General features: G+C 67.9%; 22 protein-coding genes and 1 pseudogene. 12 read left to right on the plus strand and 11 right to left on the minus strand.

The genetic code is table 11. The features are described from left to right. Positions 1-15 precede the first annotated feature (15 nt). From EDC64_RS12505 to EDC64_RS23840, 5 genes are all read left to right on the plus strand, one after another. On the plus strand, positions 16-738 hold the full coding sequence (locus tag EDC64_RS12505) for a PIG-L deacetylase family protein (protein WP_132031785.1): 723 nt from the start codon (positions 16-18) through the stop codon (positions 736-738). Further along, positions 735-1,433, plus strand: coding sequence for a 4-carboxy-4-hydroxy-2-oxoadipate aldolase/oxaloacetate decarboxylase (locus tag EDC64_RS12510; RefSeq protein WP_132031787.1), 699 nt, complete (start codon positions 735-737; stop codon positions 1,431-1,433). The genes EDC64_RS12505 and EDC64_RS12510 overlap by 4 nt, the downstream gene beginning before the upstream one ends. 67 nt (positions 1,434-1,500) lie before the next feature. Continuing rightward, positions 1,501-2,481, plus strand: a complete 981-nt coding sequence (locus EDC64_RS12515; protein WP_132031789.1) for a Bug family tripartite tricarboxylate transporter substrate binding protein — start codon at positions 1,501-1,503, stop codon at positions 2,479-2,481. Positions 2,482-2,650: 169 nt separating this feature from the next. Beyond that, positions 2,651-2,836 (plus strand): DUF3008 family protein, encoded by a 186-nt coding sequence (locus tag EDC64_RS12520; protein ID WP_132031791.1) that lies wholly within the window; start codon positions 2,651-2,653, stop codon positions 2,834-2,836. Positions 2,837-3,226: 390 nt separating this feature from the next. Continuing rightward, a complete protein-coding gene (locus EDC64_RS23840; protein ID WP_245504673.1) occupies positions 3,227-4,219 on the plus strand; it encodes an AraC family transcriptional regulator in 993 nt (330 codons plus the stop codon). Positions 4,220-4,345: 126 nt separating this feature from the next. Here the strand turns inward: EDC64_RS23840 and pqqE are convergent, their stop codons facing one another. From pqqE to pqqA, 4 genes and pseudogenes are all read right to left on the minus strand, one after another. Beyond that, positions 4,346-5,422 (minus strand): pyrroloquinoline quinone biosynthesis protein PqqE, encoded by a 1,077-nt coding sequence (gene pqqE, locus EDC64_RS12530; RefSeq protein WP_210234723.1) that lies wholly within the window; start codon positions 5,420-5,422, stop codon positions 4,346-4,348. Beyond that, positions 5,419-6,425: pseudogene (pqqC, locus tag EDC64_RS12535) on the minus strand (pyrroloquinoline-quinone synthase PqqC). The gene pqqE and the pseudogene pqqC overlap by 4 nt, the downstream one beginning before the upstream one ends. 8 nt (positions 6,426-6,433) lie before the next feature. Then, positions 6,434-7,318: a pyrroloquinoline quinone biosynthesis protein PqqB gene (gene pqqB / locus EDC64_RS12540; protein WP_132031795.1), complete on the minus strand. Its 885-nt coding sequence runs from the start codon at positions 7,316-7,318 to the stop codon at positions 6,434-6,436. Between the two features lie 16 nt (positions 7,319-7,334). Further along, a complete protein-coding gene (gene pqqA / locus EDC64_RS12545; RefSeq protein ID WP_132031797.1) occupies positions 7,335-7,478 on the minus strand; it encodes a pyrroloquinoline quinone precursor peptide PqqA in 144 nt (47 codons plus the stop codon). 272 nt (positions 7,479-7,750) lie between these two features. Here pqqA and EDC64_RS12550 point away from each other — a divergent pair, with 272 nt between their 5' ends. Further along, entirely contained in the window at positions 7,751-9,118 is a 1,368-nt protein-coding gene (locus tag EDC64_RS12550; RefSeq protein WP_132031799.1) for a PQQ-dependent sugar dehydrogenase, read from the plus strand. Positions 9,119-9,200: 82 nt separating this feature from the next. Here the strand turns inward: EDC64_RS12550 and EDC64_RS12555 are convergent, their stop codons facing one another. Next, positions 9,201-11,156 carry a hypothetical protein gene (locus EDC64_RS12555; protein ID WP_132031801.1) on the minus strand — a complete coding sequence of 652 codons (1,956 nt, stop codon included), beginning with the start codon at positions 11,154-11,156 and terminating at the stop codon, positions 9,201-9,203. 219 nt (positions 11,157-11,375) lie between these two features. On the opposite strand from EDC64_RS12555, the gene EDC64_RS23535 reads away from it, so the two are divergent. From EDC64_RS23535 to EDC64_RS12565, 3 genes are all read left to right on the plus strand, one after another. Then, entirely contained in the window at positions 11,376-11,531 is a 156-nt protein-coding gene (locus EDC64_RS23535; RefSeq protein ID WP_165933744.1) for a DUF5993 family protein, read from the plus strand. 11 nt (positions 11,532-11,542) lie between these two features. After that, positions 11,543-12,118, plus strand: a complete 576-nt coding sequence (locus EDC64_RS12560; protein ID WP_132031803.1) for a disulfide bond formation protein B — start codon at positions 11,543-11,545, stop codon at positions 12,116-12,118. A gap of 114 nt (positions 12,119-12,232) precedes the next feature. Further along, positions 12,233-13,207, plus strand: coding sequence for a DMT family transporter (locus tag EDC64_RS12565; protein ID WP_132031805.1), 975 nt, complete (start codon positions 12,233-12,235; stop codon positions 13,205-13,207). 35 nt (positions 13,208-13,242) lie between these two features. Here the strand turns inward: EDC64_RS12565 and serA are convergent, their stop codons facing one another. Next, the gene (gene serA, locus EDC64_RS12570; RefSeq protein WP_132031807.1) at positions 13,243-14,829 is read right to left on the minus strand and encodes a phosphoglycerate dehydrogenase; all 1,587 of its coding nucleotides are present in this window, start codon (positions 14,827-14,829) and stop codon (positions 13,243-13,245) included. 206 nt (positions 14,830-15,035) lie between these two features. After that, positions 15,036-16,211 (minus strand): phosphoserine transaminase, encoded by a 1,176-nt coding sequence (locus tag EDC64_RS12575; protein WP_132031809.1) that lies wholly within the window; start codon positions 16,209-16,211, stop codon positions 15,036-15,038. A gap of 219 nt (positions 16,212-16,430) precedes the next feature. Here EDC64_RS12575 and EDC64_RS12580 point away from each other — a divergent pair, with 219 nt between their 5' ends. Continuing rightward, a complete protein-coding gene (locus EDC64_RS12580; protein ID WP_132031811.1) occupies positions 16,431-16,739 on the plus strand; it encodes a Dabb family protein in 309 nt (102 codons plus the stop codon). 92 nt (positions 16,740-16,831) lie between these two features. Here the strand turns inward: EDC64_RS12580 and EDC64_RS12585 are convergent, their stop codons facing one another. Both EDC64_RS12585 and EDC64_RS12590 read right to left on the minus strand, forming a co-directional pair. Then, positions 16,832-18,316 carry a methyl-accepting chemotaxis protein gene (locus EDC64_RS12585; RefSeq protein ID WP_132031813.1) on the minus strand — a complete coding sequence of 495 codons (1,485 nt, stop codon included), beginning with the start codon at positions 18,314-18,316 and terminating at the stop codon, positions 16,832-16,834. A 199-nt stretch (positions 18,317-18,515) separates the two neighbouring features. Beyond that, complete coding sequence (locus EDC64_RS12590) at positions 18,516-20,033, minus strand: sensor domain-containing diguanylate cyclase (protein ID WP_132031815.1); 1,518 nt, start codon at positions 20,031-20,033, stop codon at positions 18,516-18,518. A 291-nt stretch (positions 20,034-20,324) separates the two neighbouring features. On the opposite strand from EDC64_RS12590, the gene EDC64_RS12595 reads away from it, so the two are divergent. Then, entirely contained in the window at positions 20,325-20,678 is a 354-nt protein-coding gene (locus EDC64_RS12595) for an MliC family protein (RefSeq protein ID WP_245504674.1), read from the plus strand. Between the two features lie 3 nt (positions 20,679-20,681). On the opposite strand, the gene EDC64_RS12600 is transcribed toward EDC64_RS12595, so the two are convergent. Next, a complete protein-coding gene (locus tag EDC64_RS12600; protein ID WP_245504675.1) occupies positions 20,682-21,971 on the minus strand; it encodes an ATP-dependent DNA helicase in 1,290 nt (429 codons plus the stop codon). Beyond that, positions 21,968-22,969 (minus strand): adenosine kinase, encoded by a 1,002-nt coding sequence (locus EDC64_RS12605; RefSeq protein ID WP_132031817.1) that lies wholly within the window; start codon positions 22,967-22,969, stop codon positions 21,968-21,970. Before EDC64_RS12605 ends, EDC64_RS12600 begins: the two co-directional genes overlap by 4 nt. A gap of 220 nt (positions 22,970-23,189) precedes the next feature. Between EDC64_RS12605 and glmM the strand changes: the two genes are divergently transcribed. Continuing rightward, positions 23,190-24,533 (plus strand): phosphoglucosamine mutase, encoded by a 1,344-nt coding sequence (gene glmM, locus EDC64_RS12610; protein ID WP_132031819.1) that lies wholly within the window; start codon positions 23,190-23,192, stop codon positions 24,531-24,533. Positions 24,534-24,611: the final 78 nt, after the last annotated feature.

Below are 24,611 nucleotides of genomic sequence, written 5' to 3' on the forward strand. Positions count from 1 at the left end.
AGGAAAGAGGCCATCATGTCCGACCAGAAGACCGCCCTCATCGTCACCGCCCATCCCGGCGACTTCGTCTGGCGCGCCGGCGGCGCCATCGCGCTGCATGTGCGCAAAGGGTATCGGGTGAAAATCGTCTGCCTGTCGTTCGGCGAGCGCGGCGAGAGCCAATTCGCCTGGAAGACCGCCGGCGTCGCGATGGACGAGGTCAAGGCCCAGCGCAAGGCGGAGGCCGAGGAGGCCGCCGCGATCCTCGGCGCGTCGATCGAATTCTTCGATGCCGGCGACTATCCGCTGAAGCTCACCGAGGCGATGTTCGACCGCATGGTCGACATTTATCGCGAGGAGAAGCCGGCTTTCGTGCTGACCCACGCGCTCGCCGACCCCTACAATATGGACCATCCGGAGGCGACCCGCTTCGCCCAGGACGCCCGCATCATCGCCCAGGCCGCCGGCCACAAGCCGGACCCGAGCCGGGCCTATTCCGCGCCGCCGGTCTTCCTGTTCGAGCCGCACCAGCCCGAGCAATGCGACTTCAAGCCCAACGTCATCCTCAACATCACCGACGTCTGGGAGACCAAGCGCAAGGCCTTCGAGGTGCTCGCGGCCCAGAAGCATCTCTGGGACTATTACACCCGCGTCGCGCTCAATCGCGGCGTCCAGGGCGGGCGCAATTCCGGACGCGCCATGACCTATGGCGAGGCCTATCAGCGGGTGTTCCCCATGATCGTGGAGGAACTGGCATGACCGGCCTCGTCGTCCGCACCGTCCGCCGGGCCGAGCAGAGCGTGATCGACGCCCTCGCCGGCTTCGGCGTGGCCACCGTCCACGAGGCGATGGGCCGCCTCGGTCTGATGAAGACCTATCTGCGGCCGATCTATCCCGGCGCACAGATCGCCGGCAGCGCGATCACGGTTCTCGCCCAGCCGGGCGACAATTGGATGCTGCACGTCGCCGCCGAGCAGATCCGGCCGGGCGACCTCGTGGTGGTCGCCTGCACCGCCGACAATACCGACGGCATGTTCGGCGATCTGCTCGCCACCTCCTTCAAGGCGCGCGGCGCGGTCGGCCTCGTCATCGATGCCGGCTGCCGCGACGTGAAGGTGCTGACCGAAATGGGCTTTCCGGTGTGGCCGCGCGCCGTCTCCGCCAAGGGGACGGTGAAGGCGACGCTCGGCTCGGTGAACGTCCCGGTGGTCTGCGCCGGAGCGCTGGTCCGGCCGGGCGACGTGGTGGTGGCGGACGATGACGGCGTCGTCGTCGTGCCGCGTGGCCGCGCCGCGGAGGTCGCCGCGAAGGCGGCCGCGCGCGAGGCCAATGAAGGCGAAAAACGCGCCAAGCTCGCCTCCGGCGTGCTCGGCCTCGACATGTACCAGATGCGCGACCCTCTCGCGGCGGCCGGGCTCGTCTATGTCGACGACCTGCCCGACGACGAGACGTGACCCGCAAGTTCCGCGTCACCGGACGCCGGGGGGAACCGGCGCCGTCCCTTATCGAGAGAGGAAAGCCATGAAACGTCTTGCAACCTTCGCCGCCGGCTGCGCGCTGGCCTTCGCGCTCGGGGCGAGCCTGCTCCCCGCCGCAGCCCAGACCGCCTACCCGACCCGGCCGGTCCGCATCATCGTCCCGTTCGGCGCGGGCGGCATCGCCGACATCACGGTGCGCGTGGTGGCCGAGAAGCTCACCGAAAAGCTCGGCCAGCAATTCGTGATCGAGAACCAGCCGGGGGCCGGCGGCATCACGGCGGCCCGCGCCGCGATCCAGGGCGGGACGGACGGCTATACGCTGGCGCTGCTCTCCAACGGCACGGCGATTTCGGTGCCGCTGTTCAAGAAGCTGCCCTTCGACCCGGTGAAGGACTTCACCCCGGTCTCCAGCCTCGGCTATTTCGACTTCCTCTTCCTCACCAACGGCGCGTCGAAATACAAGTCGGTCGCGGAACTGGTCGCCTTCGCCAAGGCCAATGCCGGCGCGCTCAATGTCGGCACGGTCAATGTCGGCTCCAGCCAGAACCTCTCGGCCGAACTGTTCAAGTCGATGGCCGGAATCGACTTCACCATCATCCCCTACAAGGGCACGCCCGACCTCGTCCTCGCCACCACCCGCAACGACGTCGACCTGATGATCGACAGCTATGCCTCGGCCAAGGCGATGCTGGCGGACAAGAAAATCCGCGCCCTCGCCTCCTCGGGCCTGACGCGCTCGCCGGTGCTGCCGGATCTCGTGACAGTGGACGAGAGCGGCGTGAAGGGGTTCGAGGTCACCTCCTGGAACGCGATCTTCGCCCCGGCCGGCACATCGAAGGAGATCGTCGCAACCCTGAATTCCGCGATCCGCGACGTCCTCGCCATGCCGGACGTCAAGAAGCGCCTGCTCGAACTCGGCATCGAGGCGAAAGCCAGCACGCCGCAGGAACTGGAAGACCGCCTCACCTCCGACATCGCCAAATGGTCGGCGGTGATCACCAAGGCGAACATCGAGAAGCAGTGATCGGGCTCCGGGCGTCGCGAGGCGCCCGGCACCGCTCCCGGAACCGGGCGCCCGGCGGCACGTTGCTGGGTGGAGACGTCGCGCACCCGGCGGTCGATGCTTCGGCCCCGCCGCGCCACGTCGGATGCCGCCGCCGATCGGCGCGGCGGCCCGCCAAGGGAGACCTCCTATGCCTGCAAAGTCCGCTGCCCAGCAGAAGGCCGCCGGTGCGGCCCTCGCCGCCAAACGCGGCGACACGCCGAAGAGCAAGCTTCGCGGCGCCTCGAAATCCATGCTCTCCATGACCGAGGACCAGCTCGACGAGATGGCCTCGACCAAGCGCAAGGCCAAGCCCGAGCACATCTCGAAATCGTGAGGCGCCGCCCCCGACCCGGATCCGATCGGGTCGCAGCGATCTGATCGGATCCGCTCGCCGACATGCTCTGGACGGAGCGCCCGGTCCGATCACGGCGGCCGGAACGACCTGCGGATCTCTCTCAATTCATTGATTGATAAAAGATTCTTGTCAAAGCGCGACAGTCGGGGCGGAATGATCTTCCGGCACGGGCCGGGCGGGGCGCGCCAAGCGCGAACCGCATCCGAATGTCGGAGGACGCGCAGCGCCGGATCCCTGCCCGCCGGTGCGGTGGCGCAACGACGCCGACGGGCTTGGCTTGACCTAAGGTGTGAACGGTGCAATCTCACCACACACGCATACACGTGAAGAGAGAGAAGCAGCCTTCGCCTTGGGGGTTTGGGGCCGATCATGGCGCGACCATCCGGATCCATGATCCCGCTGTTGCCGTTCGGGCGCGAGCGCGCCGTTCGCTTCACCGATGCTGCGGTCATCTCCGAGCGTCTGACGGAAAGCGGCGCGGCGAAACTCGAATATATTGCCGCCAAGTCTCAGCCCTTGTTCGAAATGGCGCTTTCCGAGGTACGGGCGGAGTCGTTTCGAATGGTGGCGGCGGCCAATTCGGCCATGCAATTCTCCGCGTCCGATTTTCCCAAAGGCGTCATCATCATTCCCCTGGCGGGCAGCACGATCACCCGCTCGAACGGAACCTGGATCGAATGGGGACGCGGGCAAGGCGCGCTCTATCTACCGCCCGGCGGCTCCCGGGGCGAAAGCAAGGCCCGCTTGGCCGTCGCGATCGACGTCGAGGCGGGCCGCCTGCAAGACATCGCGCGCGCCATGGCGGGACCCGACCTCGAAGAGGACAGTCCGCTCGACCTTGAGGCGCCGCGGGCCTTGGGGCTCGGCCGAAACGGCGTGGATTTCGAGTGTCTCTTCCAGCAGCATTTCGCGCTGGTGAACGCGATGGGCGGCGACCCGGCTTCGATCGAGCGCTCCGGCCTCGACGAGATGATCCTGCGCGCAATGGTCATGCTGCTGGCCCCGTCTCTGCTCTTTCAGGCCGGCTCCGAGGGCCGGAACGGGGTAAGGGCCAGGGTCAGCCAGATCTGCGACTACATCGACGCCAATCTGACCCGCAAGATCACGCTGACCGAACTGGAAAAGCTCAGCGGCCTGTCCGCACGCAGTCTGCAATATTCCTTCCAGACGGTCATGGGGAGGACGCCGACACGATGGATTATCGAGCGGCGGCTGGAGGTGGTGCACCAGAAGCTCCTCTCCGCCCAGCAGGGCGAGACTGTAACGTCGATCGCCGGCTTGTATTTCAGCAATATGGGCGAGTTCGCCCGCATGTATAAGGCGCGATACGGCGAACTGCCGTCCGAAACCATCGGCCGCTGAAGGGCTCGAGCCTGATCCGATCAGGGTGAATCGCCCTGATCGGGGGATCGCTCTCTCATCATTTGTTGGAGAACGCGGTTTCCGATCAGCTTGCGATGCGGGCTGATCGGCGCGTTCTCCAAAGCCTCAGACGCGGGCGCGGTACCGGTAAGGCGGCGGGGCCTGCGCCTCCTGCGAGAGGAGGCGGTCGATCTCCGCCCGCTTCGGCGAATAGACGCAGACCGGATCGGTGGCGCGGGCATCCCCGGCCAGCGCGAGCGCCTGACACCGGCAGCCGCCGAAATCGACCTCGCGGCGCGGACAGGACGCGCAGGGCTCCTGCATCCAGGACGTCCCGCGAAACGCGTTGAAGGCCGGCGAGGAGGTCCAGATGTCGCCGAGCGCATGGTCGGCCACCGACCAGACGTCGAGCCCGGGAATGCGTTCCGCGCCATGGCAGGGCAGCACCTTGCCGGAGGGCGTGACGTTCAGGCTGCGCCGCCCCCACCCGCCCATGCAGGCCTTGGGGTGGCGGGCGAAATAGTCCGGCAGGACATGGTCGATCACCAGCCGGCCGGCATAGCGGGCCTTCAGGCCTTCGACCTCCCGCACCGCCGCCAGCACCTTCGCCCGCGGCCCCTGCAGCGCCGCCCGATTGGCGAGGCCCCAGCCGTAATATTGCGCATGGGCGAGTTCGAGCCGCCGGGCGCCCATCCGCTCGGCCAGCGCGGCGATCTCCGCGACGGCCTCGAGATTGGCCCGGTGCAGCACCACGTTCACCGTCAGCGGCAGCCCGGCCGCGACCACCGCGCGCGCGACCTCCGCCTTGCGCGCCGCGGCGCCGCGATAACCGGCGATGCGGTCGGCGGGCGCCGCGTCGGCGTGCTGGATCGAAAGCTGGACATGGTCGAGCCCCGCCGCGGCCAGCGCCGTAATACGTGCGGGAGATAGGCCGATTCCGGACGTGATCAGGTTGGAATAGAGCGTGTTCGCGGCACATGTCGCGACCAAAGCCTCGAGATCCGGCCGCGCCGCCGGCTCTCCCCCGGAGAGATGGACGTGCAGAACCCCGAGCCCCGCCGCCTCCGCGAACACCCGCTGCCAGGCCGCGGTGTCGAGCTCGTTGCGCTTCGGGTCCAGGTCCAGAGGGTTGGAGCAATAGGGACAGGCCAAAGGGCAGCGATGGGTGAGTTCGGCGAGCAGGCCGACGGGCGCCGGGGTCAAAGATCGACGAGCCTCTGGTCTCGCAGGCGCGCCAAAAGCGCCTCCGCATCGGCCGCAACCCGTTCCGGCGCCACGCAAAATCGCGTGCTCAACGTGGCCACCAGATCGCCGAAGGTGCGCGTCCCGTCGCACAGAGCGAGGATGTCCGCCGCGCTGCCTTTGGCCGCGAACACGGTTTCCGGCGCCAGCAGGATCCAGCCGCGCCGGGGATCCTCGCGCAGCCGCACCCCGCGCGCGAGGCGGGGACGGGCGGCGGCTGGAATGGCCGCGCTCATGGCTCCGGCCTCCAGGCCCCGGGCGGAACCCGGCCATCGACATAAGCCAGCCACAGCGCGTCGAGCTGCGCCCACAGCACGTCCGTCTTGAACCGCAGCGCCGCCAAAGCCGCCTGCTGCGCCTCGGAAGTTCGTGCATGATCAAGGACATAAGCGAGCGCGAAGGCCGAGTCCTCGGCCGCCTGGGGCGGCCGGGCGGCAAAATAGGCCAAAGCGCCCGCGTCCACGAAATCGTAATGCGCCAGCATCCCCGCCACCCGCTCGCCGATGAGCGCCGGCGAAAACAGTTCGGTGAGCGAGGCGGCGATCGCCTCCAGGAGCGGACGGGTCCGGCAGAAGGCGACATAGGCCTCCACCGCGAACCGGGTGCCGGGCAGGATGCCCCGGGTCGAGACCACGAGGTCCCGGTCGAGCCCGAGGGCGTCGGTCAAGGCGAGCCAGCGCGCGATGCCGCCCTCCCCCGCCGCGCTGCCGTCATGGTCCGCGATCCGCCGCCGCCACTCCCGCCGCAGCGCGGGGTCCGGCATGGAACCGAGGATCGCCGCGTCCTTCACCGGGATCATGGCCTGATAGAAATACCGGTTCAGCGCCCAGGCCTTGACCTCGCTCTTGGAACAGTCTCCGCCGTGCAGCCGGCGATGGAACGGATGGCGATTATGGTAGCGCTCGGCCCCGATCGCACGGAGCGCGACCTCCAGCTCGGCGCGGGACAGCGGTGCTGCGGCCATGGCTTCGGTCACAGATCGATCTCCATCCCGTCCTGCGCCAGATCCCAGCCGGCGGCGCGCAGGCAGCGGCGCTCCGGCCCGTCCTCGATCAAAGCGGGATTGCTGTTGTTGATGTGGATGAACACCTTACGCTTGGCAGAGACTCCGGCGAGGCCCGCCAGGGCGCCCCCCTCTCCCGCCATCGCGACATGGCCCATGCGGGCCGCGCTCTTTTCCGACAGGCCGAGGCGGATCATTTCGTCGTCGCTATAGGTGGTGCCGTCGAACAAGAGAAGGTCGGCCCCATCAAGCCTCTTGCACAAAGCGGGATCGATCCGGGCGCAGTTCGGGACGACGAGGCATCGCCCCCCGTCGGCCGAAATGTCGAGCCCGAGGATCTCCTCCTCCATCGGCCCCTCGCCCTCGGCATAAAGCGGCATCTTGCCCGGCACGCCGAAGGGCGTCACCCGAAGGCCGCAGAGATCGGACGGCAGGTCGCCGACCAATTCGATGCGCCGCACCACATCCGGGGACAGAACGGAAAACATCGGATTGGCATCGAGCAGCCGGAACACGCCGGGCGTGGCACACAGATGAAACGGCTGGCGCTCGCGCAGCGCCAGAAGGCCGGCGACATGGTCGATCTCGCCATTCGTCAGCACCACCGCCGCGATCGGGCTGGAGCGCAATCCCGCCCGCGGCGCGAGTGCGGGTGTCGCGAGGATCTGCGTGCGCAGGTCCGGCGAGGCATTGACCAGCAGCCAGTCTTCCCCGTCGCGGCTCACCGCGAGGCCGCATTGGGAACGGGCACGCACGCGCGGGTCGCCCGCGCGCGCCAATTCGCACACCCGGCAGCGGCAGTTCCACTGGGGAACCCCGCCGCCGGCGGCGGACCCGAGCACGATGATCTTCATGAATGGCGCGGGGCGCTCAATGCTCCAGCGGGAAATCTGCCGATTCGTAGCTGGTCACTTCCATCCCCACCCGCATCTCTTCGAGGACAGGCGCCTGCCACGCCGGCGCAGCCGTCCCGGACTCGGTGGCGGGGATATCGCGGACGAGGATGTCGGTCATGGATCTCTCCTTAAAAGCGCCGCAGGCGGGCGCATGCGACGCCCCACACGGATGTCCGAGGTCAACGACCCACCGTCCGGCGGGTTCACCGCCGGAGGACAATTTGCCGTGAAACTTGCCGTGAAGAGCAAATTCACCTGATCGGTCGGACCGAAGGGCCACGGTGATCCTGCACCGGCGACGGCTGCCGACGCACCCCACATGGGCGTGAACGAACCCAATGCGGCGCTGGGCGTTGACTGCGGAAGACAGCTCGCTGCGAGGAAGATTCGATGCCCCGATCCTGCGCCCGCCCCACGGCCCCCATCCTCGTGCTGGCCAGCTTGTCGCTGCTGCTGGCCGCCTGCGACCAGACCGCCCTGCCCGAGCAAGCCGGGTACGGCCCCAATCCGCAGCTCCCCGAACCCAATCCGTCCTGGATCCCGGTCATGGATATCGCGCCGGCCGTGGGCTGGCCCGAGGACCGCACCCCCCGGCCGGCGGACGGATTGCAAGTCACCGCCTTCGCCAAGGGGCTCGACCATCCACGCTGGCTCTACGAATTGCCGAACGGCGACATCCTGGTGGCCGAAAGCAACGCACCGCCCAAGCCGGAGGGCAAAGAGGGCGGCATCAAGGCCTGGATCAAGGGTCTGGTGATGGCGGAAGCGGGCGCCCGTGTGCCGAGCGCCGACAGGATCACCCTGTTGCGCGACGCCGACGGCGACGGGGTCGCGGAAACGCGCGCGGCGTTTCTGGAAAACCTCACGTCCCCGTTCGGAATGGCGCTTGTGGGCGACACGTTCTACGTCGCCAACGCCGATGCTCTGATGCGCTTTCCCTATGAGCCGGGGACAACGCAAATCACCGCGCCCGGCGAAAAGGTGGCTGACCTTCCGGCGGGTCGCAATCACCATTGGACCAAGAGCCTCGTCGCGGGCCCGGACGGCGCGAAGCTCTATGTCGGCGTCGGCTCGAACTCCAACGTCGCCGAGAACGGCATGGCGGAAGAGGAAAACCGAGCGGCCATCTTGGAGATCGATGCGGCCAGCGGCGACACCCGCATCTATGCGGGCGGGCTGCGCAACCCGGTCGGCATGGATTTCAATCCCGCCACCGGCCAGCTCTGGGTGGCGGTGAACGAGCGCGACGAGATCGGCAACGATCTGGTTCCGGACTACATGACCTCGGTTCAGGAGGGCGGATTCTACGGCTGGCCCTATTCGTATTTCGGCCAGCATGTCGACACCCGGGTGGAGCCGCCGGCACCCGACCTCGTGGCCAAGGCGATCAAGCCCGATTACGCACTCGGCGCGCATACCGCCTCGCTCGGCCTGACGTTTGTGGATGAGGGGCGATTCGCGCCGGCTTATGCGGGGGGCGTCATTGTCGGCCAGCATGGCTCCTGGAACCGCGATCCGCCTTCCGGCTACCGCGTGATCTTCGTCCCGTTCGTCGACGGTGCGCCCTCGGGCATGCCACAGGACCTTCTCACCGGGTTCGTAAATTCCGAGGGCGAGGCCATGGGGCGGCCGGTCGGCGTCCTCACCGATTCCCGCGGCGGTCTCCTCGTGGCCGACGATGTCGGCAATGTGGTCTGGCGGGTGCGCGCCGATACGCAGGCAGCGACCGTGTCGTCGCCCGGGTCCACGGCACGTTGAGATCCGCTCGCGCCGAGGTCGACTGGGGCGCTGCAAAGAAAGAGCGTGGGGCAGGTAACGGCACTGCCCGCGCAAGGGCGCGTTACCTCGCCTGGTAGATCCGCCACGCATCGGCCCGCTCGTCCACCAGGCGGTAGAGAAGGCTCGCCCGGAACGGGTCGCGCGTCCAGGCTCCGTCCGCCGGGGTCACCACGACCACCCGGCACCCGTAGAGAAAGCGCAGTTCGGAAATATCGGCCGGACCGCCCTCGCCAGAAAACACCCGGTCGAACTGCGCGGAAAGCTCCGTCCGCCGCACCGGCGACAGGGGGGCGAGGGCCCGCGCCATTTCAATGCCGGCGAAGCACGACCGGCGGTCCGCCATCAATGCCCAGGAAATGTTGATCGGCCAGGGGGTCATCTCGGCAAAGGCACGCGGATTGCTGGCGACCCGCGCATCGACGGGGGTGTGGGCGCGCACGGCGGCCCAGACCTCCGGCGCCTGCGTAAAGGCGAAGGCCTGAGGGTTGGCGCGGCCTGTCAGGTTCGACGCGGCAAGCTGGGTCCCGGCGGGCAGGGCAAACATGGCGAGCACCAGCACCACCGCGACCGGCGCTGGGCCGCCGCGCGTGAGCGCCCGCGCCACCCCCGCGGCGGAGCAGGCGGTGAGCACGAAAATGCCGGGCAGCACGATCCGCCAGCCGAGATCGTTGTTCTGTCCCGCCGTGCTCGCAAGCACCCAGCCGCCGAAGAGGCTCGCCCCGGCAAGGCCGGCCAAGGCCGTGAGAAGCAAGGCGCGCTCGCCGCGGGCGCGGCGGAGCATCCGGATCAGAAAATACCCGCCCGGGAGGGCGATGGCGGGAAACTCCAAGACCAGTTGAATCAGCCAATAGGCCGGCGGGTCGAGGACGCGGCGCACCGTGTCCGGCACGCCCGGCCCGAGCACCGGGAAGAGGTGCAAACCAATCGGGAAGGCGTCGCGTGCGACCCCGGCCCGATGCACAAAATCGCTGAGGAACGGGGACGCGAGCGCCGCCGCGCAGAGTGCGGCCCCCCCGCAGGCCAGCACAAAGCCGAGGCGCCGCCCGTCCATCCGGGCGATGAGGAGGGCGGCCACGATCGTGCCGGACAGCACCGCTCCGACGCCACCGATCCAGAGCGAGCTTTCCGCGCCGGCTGCGAGCACGAAGGCGAGCCCAAGCGAGGGGCCGAGCGCAGGCCGCACGGCGAGCCGCACCATCAGCAGCACGGCGATCAAGACGCAGGCGGCCGATTGCACGTTGTGCGGGCTCCAACTCGCCTGAAACGCCCAACTGGCAAACCCCGTCGGCGGCTCGAGCCAAGCCGCCATCTGCGGCGCCCCGATCAGAAGGCCGATCACCGGACGCAGCGACCCGCCGACCGAGAGGATCAGGACAAACAGACTTGTCCACCACGCCCCGTACAAATGCCGGGCAAGGCCGCAAATCAGAAGGAGGGAGGCGAAGGCCGTGAACCAGGTCGCTGCGGCGTCCGCCTCCCATCCGGACGCCCCCGTGAGGAGCGCAAGTTGAGCCGCGCCGAAATGCCAGAGATAAGGATAGGCCACCGCCCCCGCCGTGCCACCCTGCCCGAACACGGGATTGCCCGGAGGGACGCCGTCGCGCACGATTTCGTCGACCAAGGCGATCATGGCATGGTCGAAAATCGGCGCGGCGAGAAATACCCCTTCCGCCGTCACCTTCGGCAGGATCGCCGCGGCGGGAACGGCTGCCAGCACGGCGACCGCGAGATAGGTCCAAGCGCCGAGAACCTTCTGCCGCGCTGGGATGCGCCGGCTGGGCAAGGCGGCCAGAAGGAGAAGCGCGACCACCGGGAGAAGGACGGTCCAGCCATCGAGGCCGAAGACGCTCGCGGCGGTCAGGCTCGCGACGGTCTGCACCGCCCAGCCGAGCGTCGGCGCCACCGGCAGGACCAGCACAGCCGGCAACCCGAGGCGACGCCCGATGGCCCAGCCGACGCCGGTCCACATCGCCACCGCCACCAGGGCACTCAGACAGACGGATGCAACCGATGCCATGGGATCCGGCGTTTTTTGTTATCGCAAGAGTTGCGACTTCAACTATAGCCGGATTTGAGCCGCCGCGGTGACAAACCGCTGAAACGATCGAGCCCGGTCGCCCCCCGCCTTGCCGCGGCGCACCATCGCAAGGCCTTGGGACCTTGGCATTTTTTGATGACCTCGCCGGCATCCCGCGCCTAATGTTGGGCGATTCGTCCGGGCGCTGGGGGTTGCCACATGATGAGCCTGCCGTTTTTCGGGATCTTTCTCGCGCTCGCTTTGGTGATGGCGGGCCGCCGCACCGCCTCGATCGTGGTGTTCGGCGCCTCGTTCGTGATGCTGCTCGTGCTCTTCAAGCTGCACGCGACCGACCCCCTCAATATCGCGTTGTGAGGGCTGCACCCATGACCCCCGCCCTCTCGCGCACGCTCAATGCGCTCGGTCTTCTCGCCGTCTCCACGGTCCTGATCGCGGCGTTCTTCGACCAATTGGTGTTCGGCGACCTGCCGTGCCCGCTCTGCCTGCTGCAACGCGCCGGCTTCGTCGTCTGCGGCTTCGGGCTCGCGCTCAACGTGAAGTTCGGCCCGCGGCCGAGCCATTACGCGATGTTGATTCTGGGCGCGGTCGCCGGCGGCGTGATGGCCACGCGCCAGACCCTGCTGCACATCGTCCCCGGCGAAGGTGCGTATGGCGACGCCTTTTTCGGCCTGCATTTCTATGCCTGGGCGGCGACCTTGTTCGCGGTGATCGTGGTCGGTGGCGCGGTCATGCTGCTGTTCGACCGGCAGTTCGAAACGCCGCCTCAGGTGCCCGCCCGCCTGTCGGCGCTGGCGCTCGCGAGCCTCGGTCTCGCCCTGCTCATGGCCTTCGCAAACGGCGCGTCCACCGTGCTCGAATGCGGCGGCGGCCTGTGCCCCGACAATCCCACCTCGTACCAATTGCTGGACGCCTGGCGGGGCGGAACCGGCCCGGCGCGGTAGGATTCAGCCCCGCTGCCATGCGGATTGATCAGAGCTCGTGATGAGTCCCCCCCGAAACTTTGGCTTCTCTGGCGCGGCGGCGGCGGCTAAACCGCCTTCACGCCAGGAAATGCCATGTCCGTCTCTCCGCTCGCCCGGCTCGGCCGCCGCCTCTACGACGCGCCTTACCTTCTTCTGACCTGCACCGCGTTCTTCTGGGCCAGCAACATGGTCCTCGGCCGCTATGTGGCCGGACACATTCCGCCTCTGACGCTGGCGTGCCTGCGCTGGGCGCTCGCGACGCTGCTCATCCTGCCCTTCGCTTGGCGGCAGCTGTCCATGGATGCCCCGATCATCCTGCGCAATATCCCCGCGCTCATCCTGCTCGCGGCGACCGGCATCGCCTGCTACAATGCGATGAGCTATTACGGCCTGCAATATACCCAGGCATTGAACGGGCTCCTGATCCAGTCGAGCTCGCCGCTGCTGATCGCCCTCTGGACCTTGGTCCTGTTCCGAGATCGGCTATCGCGCGGCCAGATCGCCGGGATTCTGCTCTCCCTGCTCGGCGTCACGGTGATCATCTGCCGCGGCGACCTCGACGTGCTGTTGCACCTGAAGCCCAATGTCGGCGACCTCTGGCTGTTGCTGGCGCTGATCATCTATTGCTTCTATGCCGCGATCCTGCGCATCCGCCCGCCACTCGGCCCGCTGTCCTTTCTCGCCGTCACCATGGGAATCGGCGCGATTCAGTTGATTCCGTTCGCGCTCTGGGAAGCCGCCAGCGGGCAGGCGTTCGCCTTCACGCCGTTCAACGGCGCCGTGGTGCTGTATGTCAGCATTTTTCCCGCTTTGGTTGCCTATCTGTGCTTCAATCGCGGGGTCGAACTGGTCGGAGCGAACCGTGCCGCCCCCTTCTTCCATCTCATGCCGGTGTTCGGCTCGGCCCTCGCCATCCTGTTCCTCGGCGAGATCTTCGCCTGGTACCACGGCGTCGGCTATGCCCTGGTGATCGCCGGCATCGTGACCGCGACCCGGGCCAAGAGCGCATCGGCCAAGAGCGCATCGACCAAGCCGATCCCCGCCCCGAAACCGGACCCGAAGACGTAACGACCCCGCCGGCCGGAGCCGGCGGGGCGCTGCGCTCAGAAGCGCAGCGGACGGGCCTGCTTCACATGCGGCAGCGACTGGACCTCGGTCAGCACCTCGGCCGGCATCGCGCCATCGACTTCGATGAGCGCGATCGCATCGCCGCCCTGCCGGTCCCGGCCGAGAGCGAAGGTCGCGATATTGATTCCGGCATCGCCCAGAAGGCTCGCGAACCGGCCGATGAAGCCGGGCTTGTCCTCATTGGTCACATACAGCATCGAGGGGGCGAATTCCGCGTCCACCTTGATCCCCTTGATCGAGACGATGCGCGGGTGGCCATCGGCGAAGACGGTGCCCGACACCGAGCGCTCATAGGTGTCCGTCACCACGGTCAGGGTGATCAGGCTGTCGAAATCGCCCGTGGCGGCGCGGGTGGTCTCCTCCACCACGATGCCGCGCTCCTTCGCAACGCTCGGCGCGGAGACGACATTGATATCGGCGAGCGCCGGGCGCAGCAGGCCTGCGACCGCGGCGCTGGTGAGCGCCTTCACCTTCAAGTCCGCCACGGCCCCCTCATAGGTGATGCGGACGGTCTTGATGTCGGTCTCGGTGAGCTGGCCGGCGAACGAACCGAGCTTTTCCGCCAGTTCCACGAACGGCTTCAGCTTGGGGGCCTCTTCCGCCGTGATGGAGGGGAAATTCACCGCATTGGAGATGGCGCCGGACAGCAGATAGTCGCTCATCTGCTCGGCCACCTGAAGGGCGACATTCTCCTGCGCCTCGCTGGTGGCGGCGCCGAGATGCGGCGTGCAGACGACGTTGGGATGCCCGAACAGCGGATTGGCCTCGGCGGGTTCCTCGGAGAACACGTCGAAAGCGGCGCCGGCGACATGCCCGCTGTCGAGCGCCGCGCGCAGCGCGACCTCGTCGACGAGGCCGCCGCGGGCGCAATTGATGATCCGCACGCCCTTCTTGGCCTTGGCGATGTTCTCGGCCGAGAGCACGTTCTTGGTCTTCTCGGTGAGCGGGGTATGCAGCGTGATCACGTCGGCGCGAGCCAACAGATCGTCCAGTTCGACCTTCTCCACGCCGAGATCGAGGGCGCGCTCCGCCGAGAGGAAGGGATCATAGGCGATCACCTTCATCTTCAGACCGACGCCGCGCTCCGCGACGATCGAGCCGATATTGCCGCACCCGATGATGCCGAGCGTCTTGGCGGTGAGTTCCACCCCCATGAAGCGGTTCTTCTCCCATTTCCCGGCCTGCGTAGAGGCGTCCGCCTGGGGAATCTGGCGCGCCAACGCGAACATCATGGCAATGGCGTGCTCGGCGGTGGTGATGGAATTGCCGAACGGCGTGTTCATGACGATCACGCCCTTGGCGGTGGCCGCCGGGATGTCGACATTGTCGACGCCGATGCCGGCACGGCCGATCACCTTCAGGCGCGTCGCCTTCTCCAGGATCTTCGGCGTCACCTTGGTCGCCGAACGGATGGCGAGACCGTCATAATTGCCGATGATTTCGGCGAGCTTTTCCTTGTCCTTGCCGAGGTCGGGCTGGAAATCCACCTCCACCCCGCGGTCTTTGAAGATCTGGACGGCGGCGGCGGAGAGCTTGTCGGAGATGAGGACGCGGGGGGCCATGATGGGGCTCCGGAATGAGAGGGATCTGGGAACCGCCGCCTCGTTCGCCCGTCACGCCGGCTTGGCCGGGCCTGCGGGGCTGCGCGTCGGCGTTTGCCTCGGCGTCCCCGTGGACGGCCGGGACAATCCCGGCATGACGGCGATGAGGTGCGGGAAATCGGTGCCGCCACAGGCGGCCCCTTCCCTTGCGGGGAAGGGAGAAGGCCTCAGGCCGCTTCGGACAGCGAGCCCCTGGCGACGCCATAGGCCCAGTCGAGCCAGTGCGTCAGCGCCTCGACATCCGCGCGCTCGATCGTCGCGCCGCACCAGATGCGCAGGCCCGCGGGGGCGTCGCGGTACGAGCCGATATCGTAGGCGATGCCGCCCTTCTCCAGGCCGGAAGCGATCGCCTTGGCGAAGGCCGCCTGAGCGTCAGCCGGCAGCGCGAGAACCTGCGGGTCCACCACCTTCAGGCAGACGCTGGTATTGGAGCGGGTGACCGGATCCGTCGCGAGAAAATCGACCCAGGGCGTGACATGCACCCATTGGGCGATCGCCTCGAAATTGCGGTTCGAGCGCTCCTGCAGCGCGGCGAGCCCGCCGATCCGCTTCGACCAATGCAGCGCGTCGAGATAATCCTCCACGCACAGCATCGAGGGCGTGTTGATGGTCTCGCCCTGGAAGATCCCCTCGATCAGCTTGCCGCCCTTGGTGAGGCGGAAGATCTTCGGCAGCGGCCAGGCCGGCTTGTAGGTTTCGAGCCGCTCCACCGCGCGCGGCGAGAGGATGAGCATGCCGTGCGCCGCCTCGCCGCCGAGCACCTTCTGCCAGGAGAAGGTGACGACATCGAGCTTGGCGAAATCGAGCTTCTGGGCGAAGGCCGCCGAGGTCGCGTCGCAGATGGTGAGGCCGGCTCGGTCCGCCGGGATCCACTCCGCATCCGGCACCATCACGCCGGAGGTGGTGCCGTTCCAGGTGAAGACCACGTCACGGCTGAAATCGACCGCCTTCAGGTCCGGCAATTCGCCGTAGGGGGCGGTGAGGACGCGGGCATCGGCCAACTTGAGCTGCTTGACGACGTCCGTCACCCAGCCTTCGCCGAAGCTTTCCCACGCGAGGAGGTCCACCGGACGCGCGCCCAGCATGGACCACAGCACCATCTCCACCGCGCCGGTGTCGGAGGCGGGCACGATGCCGATGCGGTAGTCCGCCGGCACTTCCAGCACGTCGCGGGTGAGATCGATGGCTTCCTTCAGCTTCGCCTTGCCGACTTTCGCGCGGTGCGAGCGGCCGAGGGGCGCATCGCGGAGCGCGTCGAGCGTCCATCCGGGACGCTTGGCACAGGGGCCCGAGGAAAAATTGGGGTTCTCCGGGCGGGTCGCCGGAGCATCGTTCATCGTCATGTCAGTCCATCCTTACAGATGGGCGCGCCTCGTTGGGGAGGCGTGTCCCGCTGCGGCGTATACGCCCGGGGACATGCGAAAGCAAGGGCGGGGAAAAGCGGCAGCGGTCTCCTGCACCAAGCCTCCGCGCCGTTCCGGGCGGGCACGGCTCCCCGCCGATGGCGGATTGCGCTACCTTGCGGGCGCGGCCTCGCCGCCATCGCAAAACCGGGGCACCCCATGATCCGCCACATTGTGTTCGTTCGCATGCGGGAGGATGTCGACGCAGCCGAAATCGAAGCTGTTCTCGCCCAATTGGCGGAGCTGGCTGGGGTGGTACCCGGGATGACCGGGTTCGTCCGGGGCCGCAATGTCAGCCCGGAGCACCTCGACCGCGGCTATAGCCACGTCTTCATGTGCGACTTCCCGGACGAAGCGGCACGGGACGTCTATCTCGACCATCCCGCGCACAAAGCCGCCGCCGCGCGGCTCCTCGCCGTGACCGTCGGCGGTGCGGACGGACTGGCGGTCGCGGACTTCGCTTACTGACCCGGGCTGCCCGGCGCCCTTGTGGAGGGCGCCCTTGGGACATGGGACGGGCGGATACGGGCGCCGATGCGCCCGCCGGAACCTGCCGCGCTCTACGAGCGGCGGCTCACCAGATTGGCGGTCTCGCCGCGCAGGCGCTCGGCAAAGCCGGAGACTTCGGTGGCGATGCCGCGCACCCCGAGAGCGGCATCCCGGATCTGGCCGGAGGCCTGCGAGACCCCGGTGATGCTGGCGCTGACCGAGCGGCTGGTGGCGGACTGCTCCTCCATGCCGGCGGACAGCGCGACGAACACTTCGCTCATCGTGGCGACATTCTGGGTGATGTCGGAAACCGCCTTGGCGGCAGCGCCGCTCGCCCCCTGCACCGCCTCGATCTGCAGGCGGATGTCCTGCGTGGCCTTGGCGGTCTGAAGCGCCAGGGCCTTGACCTCCTGGGCGACGACGGCGAAGCCCTTGCCCATCTCGCCGACACGCGCCGCCTCGATCGTCGCATTGAGCGCGAGCAGATTGGTCTGCGACGCGATCTTTTCGATCAGAGCGGTCACGGTGCCGATCTTCTCGACGCTCTCGGAGAGGCCTCCCACGAGGCGGTCGGTGACGCCGGCGCGCTCCGCCGTGTCGCGCGACATCGCGCTCGCATCGCGGATCCGGCTGAAAATCTCATCGAACGAGGCCGACATCTCGACCGCCGCCGCAGACACGCCGGACGCCATCTGCTCGGACCGCTCGGTCAGCGTCAGCAGGCTTTCGCTCGAGGATTGCACGGTCTGCGAGGTCAGCGTCATCGCCTCGACGACTTCGGTCACGCTCGCGGCGATCGCGACGCTCTCGGTCATCAGCGACCAGGTCAGCATGGGGCCGGCATAGCCGCCATCGGCGGTGCGCATCGCGCTGACCCGGAGGTCGAGCGTCTCGGGACCGACCCGGATGCGGGCGAAATGCGGCAGATTCTTCGGATCCGCCAGCATGGCACGCTGGTGCGCGGGGTGCTTGTGGAACACGTCGATCGAGGAACCGACGAGCTGGTCCGCACGGATCGGCAGATGCGATTCGATCCGCCGCAGCGTCTCGATGCTCGCTTTGTTGGCATAGTCGATCGTGAAGGTGTGGGGATCGCAGGTCATGACATTAATCGGCATGTCGTCGACCATCTGGAGCAGCCGCTGCGTGCGCACGTCCGCATCCGCCTCGGCGCGCGAATGCCCCGCGAAGGTCAACTGCACGAAGGCGAGACGCTGGCGGGCATCGCGCACCGGGCTCGCATGGACCTCGAAGCTTTCGCCGGCGATCTCGAAGGCGAGCGCCCGGCCGGCCGCGTTGGTGTCGAAGCCGCGCAGAGCCTGCCTGATCTTCTTGTCGAACAGTTCGAGCGACGTGCCGGTCAGGGAAGCCGACGTGACGGGCAGAAGAGGGTCGAGATGGCGAAGGCGCGCGACGGCCGCCGCGTTGGCATAGGAGACGACGAGACCGAGCGGGTCGCAGAGCAGGACCGCCACCGGAAGGTGGTCGAGAAGGCGGGTGTCGATCGAGGGCACCACGGCCCCTCGCGGAGCGGTAGCGAGCGGCTTGGCTGTCATCTATCAAGTCCTTGGCATGAAACGGATCACGCCAAAGACCGTGCGCGTGCAAGCTTGCGCGGGGCTTGGCCGGTTCCCCCGGAGCCGGGGCGCCAGACCGGCCCGCTCGGACCGGGCGCGCCTTGAGCAAGCCGCGCAAATCCGGATGCGAGGCCACGCGAACGCCGCGGGACCGCATTTGACGTCGGATGCGGACCTGTCACACCGCCAGGACGACCCGGCTCCGTCCTTCCGCCTTGGCGCGGTACAGGGCCGCGTCGGCGGCATCGATCATGGCGTCGAGCGACGCAGCGGGCGAGGGGCGCAGCGCGGCGACGCCGATGCTCACCGTGAATTTCGGCAGCTTTACCCCGTCGCCCGCCGCTTCCAGCAGTTCGCAGCGCGCGCGGATGGTCTCGGCGATCCCCATCGCGGCATTGTTGTCGGTGTCGGGCAGGATCACGGCGAATTCCTCGCCGCCATAGCGCGCGCCGAGATCGCCGGGACGGCGAATGGCCCCGTCGATCACCCGCGCCAACGCCTTCAGCACCTCGTCGCCGCGCGAATGGCCGTGGCGGTCGTTCAGGCTCTTGAAGCGGTCGACATCGATCATCAGCAGCGCAAGGGAGGCGCCGGCCCGACCGGTGCGCCGCCATTCCCGCTGGATCACCTCGTCGAAGCGGCGGCGATTGGCGAGACCGGTGAGCCCATCCGTCACCGACAGAAAGGCAAGGTCTGCCTCCGCCACGGCGCGGCGCTGCAACTCGCGGTGCAGGATCAGCGCCAGGATCAGCATCGCCGCGCAGGCAACGAGGGTGATCGCGCCGATGGCCAGCGAGCGGCGCCACCAATCCGCAAAAAGATCGTGGGTCGACAGACCGACCACCGCGATGAGCATTTCGTTGGGCACACGGGCGAAGGTGAAGAGGCGTTCGACGCCATCGGCCGGATCGGTCGCAACGTACGTGCCCGCCTCCTCCTGCCGCATGCGCTGAAACAGCGGGCCGGCCGAGACGGACGATTCGATGTCTCCGCCAGCCTCCACCGGCACGTGCGCGAGCAGCCGTCCCTCCCCGCTCAGCAATTCCAGCTTTCCGTTTGACCCCACCTCCATCCCGGAGAGGAAGGCATCGACATATGCAAGGCGGATCGCAATCATCACGACACCCGCAAAGCTGCCGTCCGGGTTTTCGAGACGCCGGCTCAGAGCGACGCTGAGATCGTTGTTGCGCAGCCGGCTCCGATAAGGCTGGCTGACGTAAGTTCCCTGCTCCGAACCCGTACGGTGAACTGTGAAATAGTCGCGGTCGGCAAAGTTTCCCCGGCGCGGCTCGGTGGTGTCGGAATCGAGGACGATATCGCCCGCTGCATCGAGCACCAGCATGGATCCTACGAAATCGATGCTGCGAGCGATCGTCGTCAGCATGCGCTGCTTCATGGACTCGGTCATCGCGTTGACTTCCGCGTCGGCGAGCGCATCGGCAGCGAGGCCGAGGCCGAAGGCATAGAGCCGCATGTGCCGGTCGATATGTCCGACAACGCCGTGCAGCATGTTCTCCGAGGTCTGGGCCGCCCGCTGCCAGACGTCGTTGCGCGCCTGAAGCAGCGTCGCTCCGACGACGCCGAGGATCGCCAAACAGGCGAGAACCGTGCCGATGACGAGCAGATGCGCGATCCGCGGCGTCGCCGGCTTGTCGAATTCGGACTCCGCCGCACCTCTTGGCGCCGATCGCGACACTTGAACCTCTCCCGCCGCTGGAGCCCGCGAGATCGGGACCTCGAACGGCTGCTGAACCACCGTCCGACCGCCGTTCTCTTCAGCGTGACGTGGCGTGAGTTTGGCACAAACCGGGCTCGACCGCGGCAGCCGATGATACCTATCGACAGAGTCTCCTCGCTTGGGGCTTGGCTGACAGCCATCCGCCTCGGGGGAACCGCGGCGCGCGCTTGCGATATCCTCCGCGAAAGGCGATCGTCCGCGCGATCCGACCGTCCTCGAGTCCGAGCGCCGTGCGGCGCGGGAGGCCCTGTGAAGACCATCTTGTTCGCAAGCGCCGCGTTGGCCGTCGCCACCCTCCCCGCCCACGCCGAGACTATCGTCCTGCCGATTCCGAAGGGCACCAAAGTTCAAAGTCTCAAGGCCAGCTATCAGTGCGTCGGCCTCGGTCCGGTGACGGTGGACTATATCAATGCCGGTGACGTGGCGCTGGCCCTTCTGCCGGTCGACGGCAAGCCGCTCGTCTTCGTGAACGTCCTCGCCGCCTCCGGCGCGCGCTATGCCGCCGGCCCCTATGTCTGGTGGACGAATGGAACAACCGCGGCGCTGCACGATCTGCGCAAGGGCGAGGAGGCGGCGCCGATCCAGTGCAGCGAGCGCCAATAACGGTCAGTCGGTCGCCGCTTCGAACGCCGCGACGAAGGCCGCGACCCTGCGGTCGAAGCGGATGTCCGAAGGCCGCACGGGCCGGACCAGCGACAGACCTTCGAGGGAACGCGCCCGCGAGAGCGCCACATAGGCCTGGCCGGCGGCAAAGGCGCCGCTCTCGAAATCGATGCGGACGTCTTCCAGCGTCAGGCCTTGCGCCTTGTGCATGGTCATGGCCCAAGCGGGGGCGAGGGGGAGCTGACTGTAGGTGCCGACCACCTGGGCTTCGATCCGACCGGCGGCCTCGTCCCATCCATACCGCAGCCGTTCCCAGGTGAAGCTCTCGATCTCGACCGTGGGTCCGGCATCGAGCCGCACCAAGGCGGCGTGCGCGCCGATGCCGATGATGGTGCCGACCGAGCCGTTCACCCAGCGCCGCGAGGGATCGTTGCGCAGCGCCATCACCCGCGCGCCGGGCTTCAAAGCGAGCCGCTCCGGCACCGGCAGCCGGTCGCCCTCGAGCCCGAACTCGCCCTTCAGCAGGCCGGAAAACACCCGCTCCTCCCCGCCGAGCGCGGCGAGGCCGCGTTGATTGTAGGCGTCGGCCCGCGCATTGGTCGGGGTGAGCAGGACGGGCTGAACACCGGGCCGGTGCGGCCGCACGCAAGCCTCGTTCAGCGCCTCCATCGCGTCGCGCAGCCCGAGCCCGGAGCGCAGCGCGCCGAGCATGGCGATGAACGCCGGATCCGACTGCCGGTGCACCCGGGTGAACGGCACGCGGGCCAGCGCGCGCTCGGCGAGGACCTTGGCGTCGAAGGCGAACGGTCCGCCATAGCCCATGCGGGCCAGCATCTCCTGTTCGGCGAACGGCACCACGGGCGGAAGCTGGAAGAAGTCCCCCACCAGCACCATCTGCACCCCGCCGAACGGCGCATCGACGTCACGCGCGAGGCGCAGCGTGCGGTCCACGGTATCGAGCAGATCGGCCCGCACCATGGAAATCTCGTCGATCACCAGACGTTCGAGCCGCTTCACCAGGCGCCGGACCTGGACCCGCGGTTTGACCTCGTCGGGATTGAGGATGCGGGGCGGGATGCCGAGGAAGGAATGGATGGTCTGCCCGCCGAGCTGCAACGCGGCGACCCCGGTTGGCGCAAGGAAGACCTGGCGTCCTCCGGTCTTGCGCAGATCGTGCAGGAAGGTGGTCTTTCCCGTGCCGGCCCCGCCCAGGACCATGACGGTCCCGGCGCCCGCCGCGATGTGGCGCCGCGCCCGCGATACGCCGTCGGCGGGATCGGGAAGCGCGCTCACCGGATCAGGCCGGCTCCGGCGGCAAGGTCCGCCAGCGTCTTCTGTGGCCGCGCGCCGATGTGCGAGATCACCTCGGCCGCGGCGAGCGCGCCGATCCGCAGCGCAGTCGCCGCATCGATGCCGCGCGCATGGCCGAACAGGAAGCCGGCCGCAAACAGGTCGCCGGCACCCGTCGTGTCGACCACTTCGGCCACCGGATGCGCCGGCACGGTCACGGTGGCACCCGCCGCCGTGAACAGGGCGCCCTTCTCGCTGCGCGTGACCACCGCCTGCTTCGCGTCGGCGCGCAACTGCACCAAAGCGTCGTCGAAATCGGCGGTCGAATAGAGCGCCTTCACCTCCGCCTCGTTGGCGAAGACGAGGTCGACAACGCCGCGCCGCATCAGATCCAGGAATTCGTCGCGATAGCGCCCGACGCAGAAGGCGTCGGACAGGGTCAGCGCGACCTGGCGGCCGGCGGCATGGGCGATGCCGGCGGCGTCCAGAAACGCCGCTTTGGCGGCCGGCGGATCCCACAGATAGCCTTCGAGATAGGTGATCGTCGCCGCCTCGACCGTCGCGCGGTCGATATGGTCGGTCGTGAGATTCTGTGCCGCGCCGAGATAGGTGTTCATGGTGCGCTCGCCGTCCGGCGTCACCAGGATCAGGCAGCGGGCGGTCGCCGGGCCGGAGCTCGCGGCGGCGGTCGCATACGCGACGCCCGCGGCGCGAATATCGTGGGCGAATACCGTGCCGAGCAGATCGTCGCGCACCAGACCGACGAACCCGGCCTTGCCGCCGAGCGAGGCGATGCCTGCTGCGGTATTGGCGGCGGAGCCCCCCGACACCTCGATGCCCGGCCCCATCGCGTCGTAGATCGCCACCGCACGGGCCTCGTCGATGAGCGTCATCGAACCTTTTGGCATGGCGTGCCCGGCGAGGAAGTCTTCCTCCGCCCGCGAAAGGACGTCGACGATGGCATTTCCGATGGTGAGAACGTCGAGGCGAGCGGTGGACACGGGCCGGTTTCTCCGGGGATGAGGACGCGCAGCCCTAGCACCCTCCGCCCGGCTGCCGCAACGCGCGCACCGGACGTCGCGACATTCGCCGGCATATTTCCCTTGAAAAGGCGCCGACGCCCCGCAATGTGACGTTCGCTTATAAAACTTGAGCGGCGCGCATGCTGGGAATCGGTCATTTTCCGGCGCTGCTGGGGCGGGTCCCGAGGGGAATGAGAGTATGGCGCGAAAGTATTTCGGCACCGACGGCGTGCGCGGCCGCGCGAATGCGACCTTGACGGCCGATCTCGCTCTGCGTGTCGGCATGGCCGCCGGCCTCGTCTTCCGGCGCGGCGAACATCGCCACCGTGTCGTCATCGGCAAGGATACGCGGCTCTCCGGCTACATGCTGGAGAATGCAATGGTGGCGGGCTTCACCTCGGTCGGCATGGACGTGCTGCTGCTCGGACCGATGCCGACCCCGGCGGTGGGGATGCTGACGCGCTCGATGCGGGCCGATCTCGGGGTGATGATCTCGGCCTCGCACAATCCGTTCGACGACAACGGGATCAAGCTGTTCGGACCCGACGGCTTCAAGCTGTCGGACGCGATCGAGCAGGAGATCGAGGAACTGATCGACCAGGAATTGTCGAAGAAGCTCGCCAAGCCCGCCGAGATCGGCCGAGCCCGCCGGCTCGAAGGCGTGCATGCCCGCTACATCGAATATGCCAAGCGCACTTTGCCGCGGAACCAGTCCTTTGACGGCCTGCGCGTGGTGGTCGACTGCGCCAACGGTGCCGCCTATCGGGTCGCGCCCGAAGCCCTGTGGGAACTCGGGGCGGATGTGGTCGCGATCGGAACCGAGCCGGACGGGCTCAACATCAACCGCGACGTGGGATCGACCTCCCCCGCTGCGCTCGCCGCCAAGGTTCACGAGGTGCGCGCCGATATCGGCATCGCGCTGGACGGCGACGCCGACCGCGTCATCATCGTCGATGAACGGGGCCATGTGGTCGACGGCGATCAGATCATGGCGGTGGTGGCGGAGAGCTTCAAGGAAGACGGACGCCTCTCGCGGGATGGCATCGTCGCGACGGTGATGTCCAATCTCGGGCTGGAGCGGCATCTGCGCGATGTCGGGCTCACCCTCGCCCGCACCGCGGTCGGGGACCGCTATGTGCTCGAGCGGATGCGCAGCGACGGCTACAATGTCGGCGGCGAGCAATCGGGACATATCATCCTGTCGGATTATTCCACCACCGGCGACGGCCTGCTCGCGGCGCTCCAGGTCCTCGCGGTGGTGGCCCGCCGCAACCGCCCGGTTTCGGAAGTGTGCCACCGGTTCGATCCGTTGCCGCAGGTGCTGAAGAATGTCCGATACCGTTCTGGACGCCCGCTCGAAGATGCCGGGGTCATCACCGCCATCGCCGGCGCGGAATTGCGGCTCGCCAATCACGGGCGGCTTCTGATCCGCCCCTCCGGAACCGAACCGGTGATTCGGGTGATGGGGGAAGGCGACGATCGCGATCTGGTGGAGGCCGTGGTCGACGAGGTGATCGACGCTTTGCAGCGCGTCGCCGCCTGAGCCTGCGGCCGGCGCGACGCGAAAGACTCTGTTAGGGTTAACCTCGGCTTAAGGATGCCGTGCGAGCGTTCGCCCTCG

Source organism: Aquabacter spiritensis, from assembly GCF_004346185.1.
GTDB classification, from domain to species: Bacteria; Pseudomonadota; Alphaproteobacteria; order Rhizobiales; family Xanthobacteraceae; genus Aquabacter; species Aquabacter spiritensis.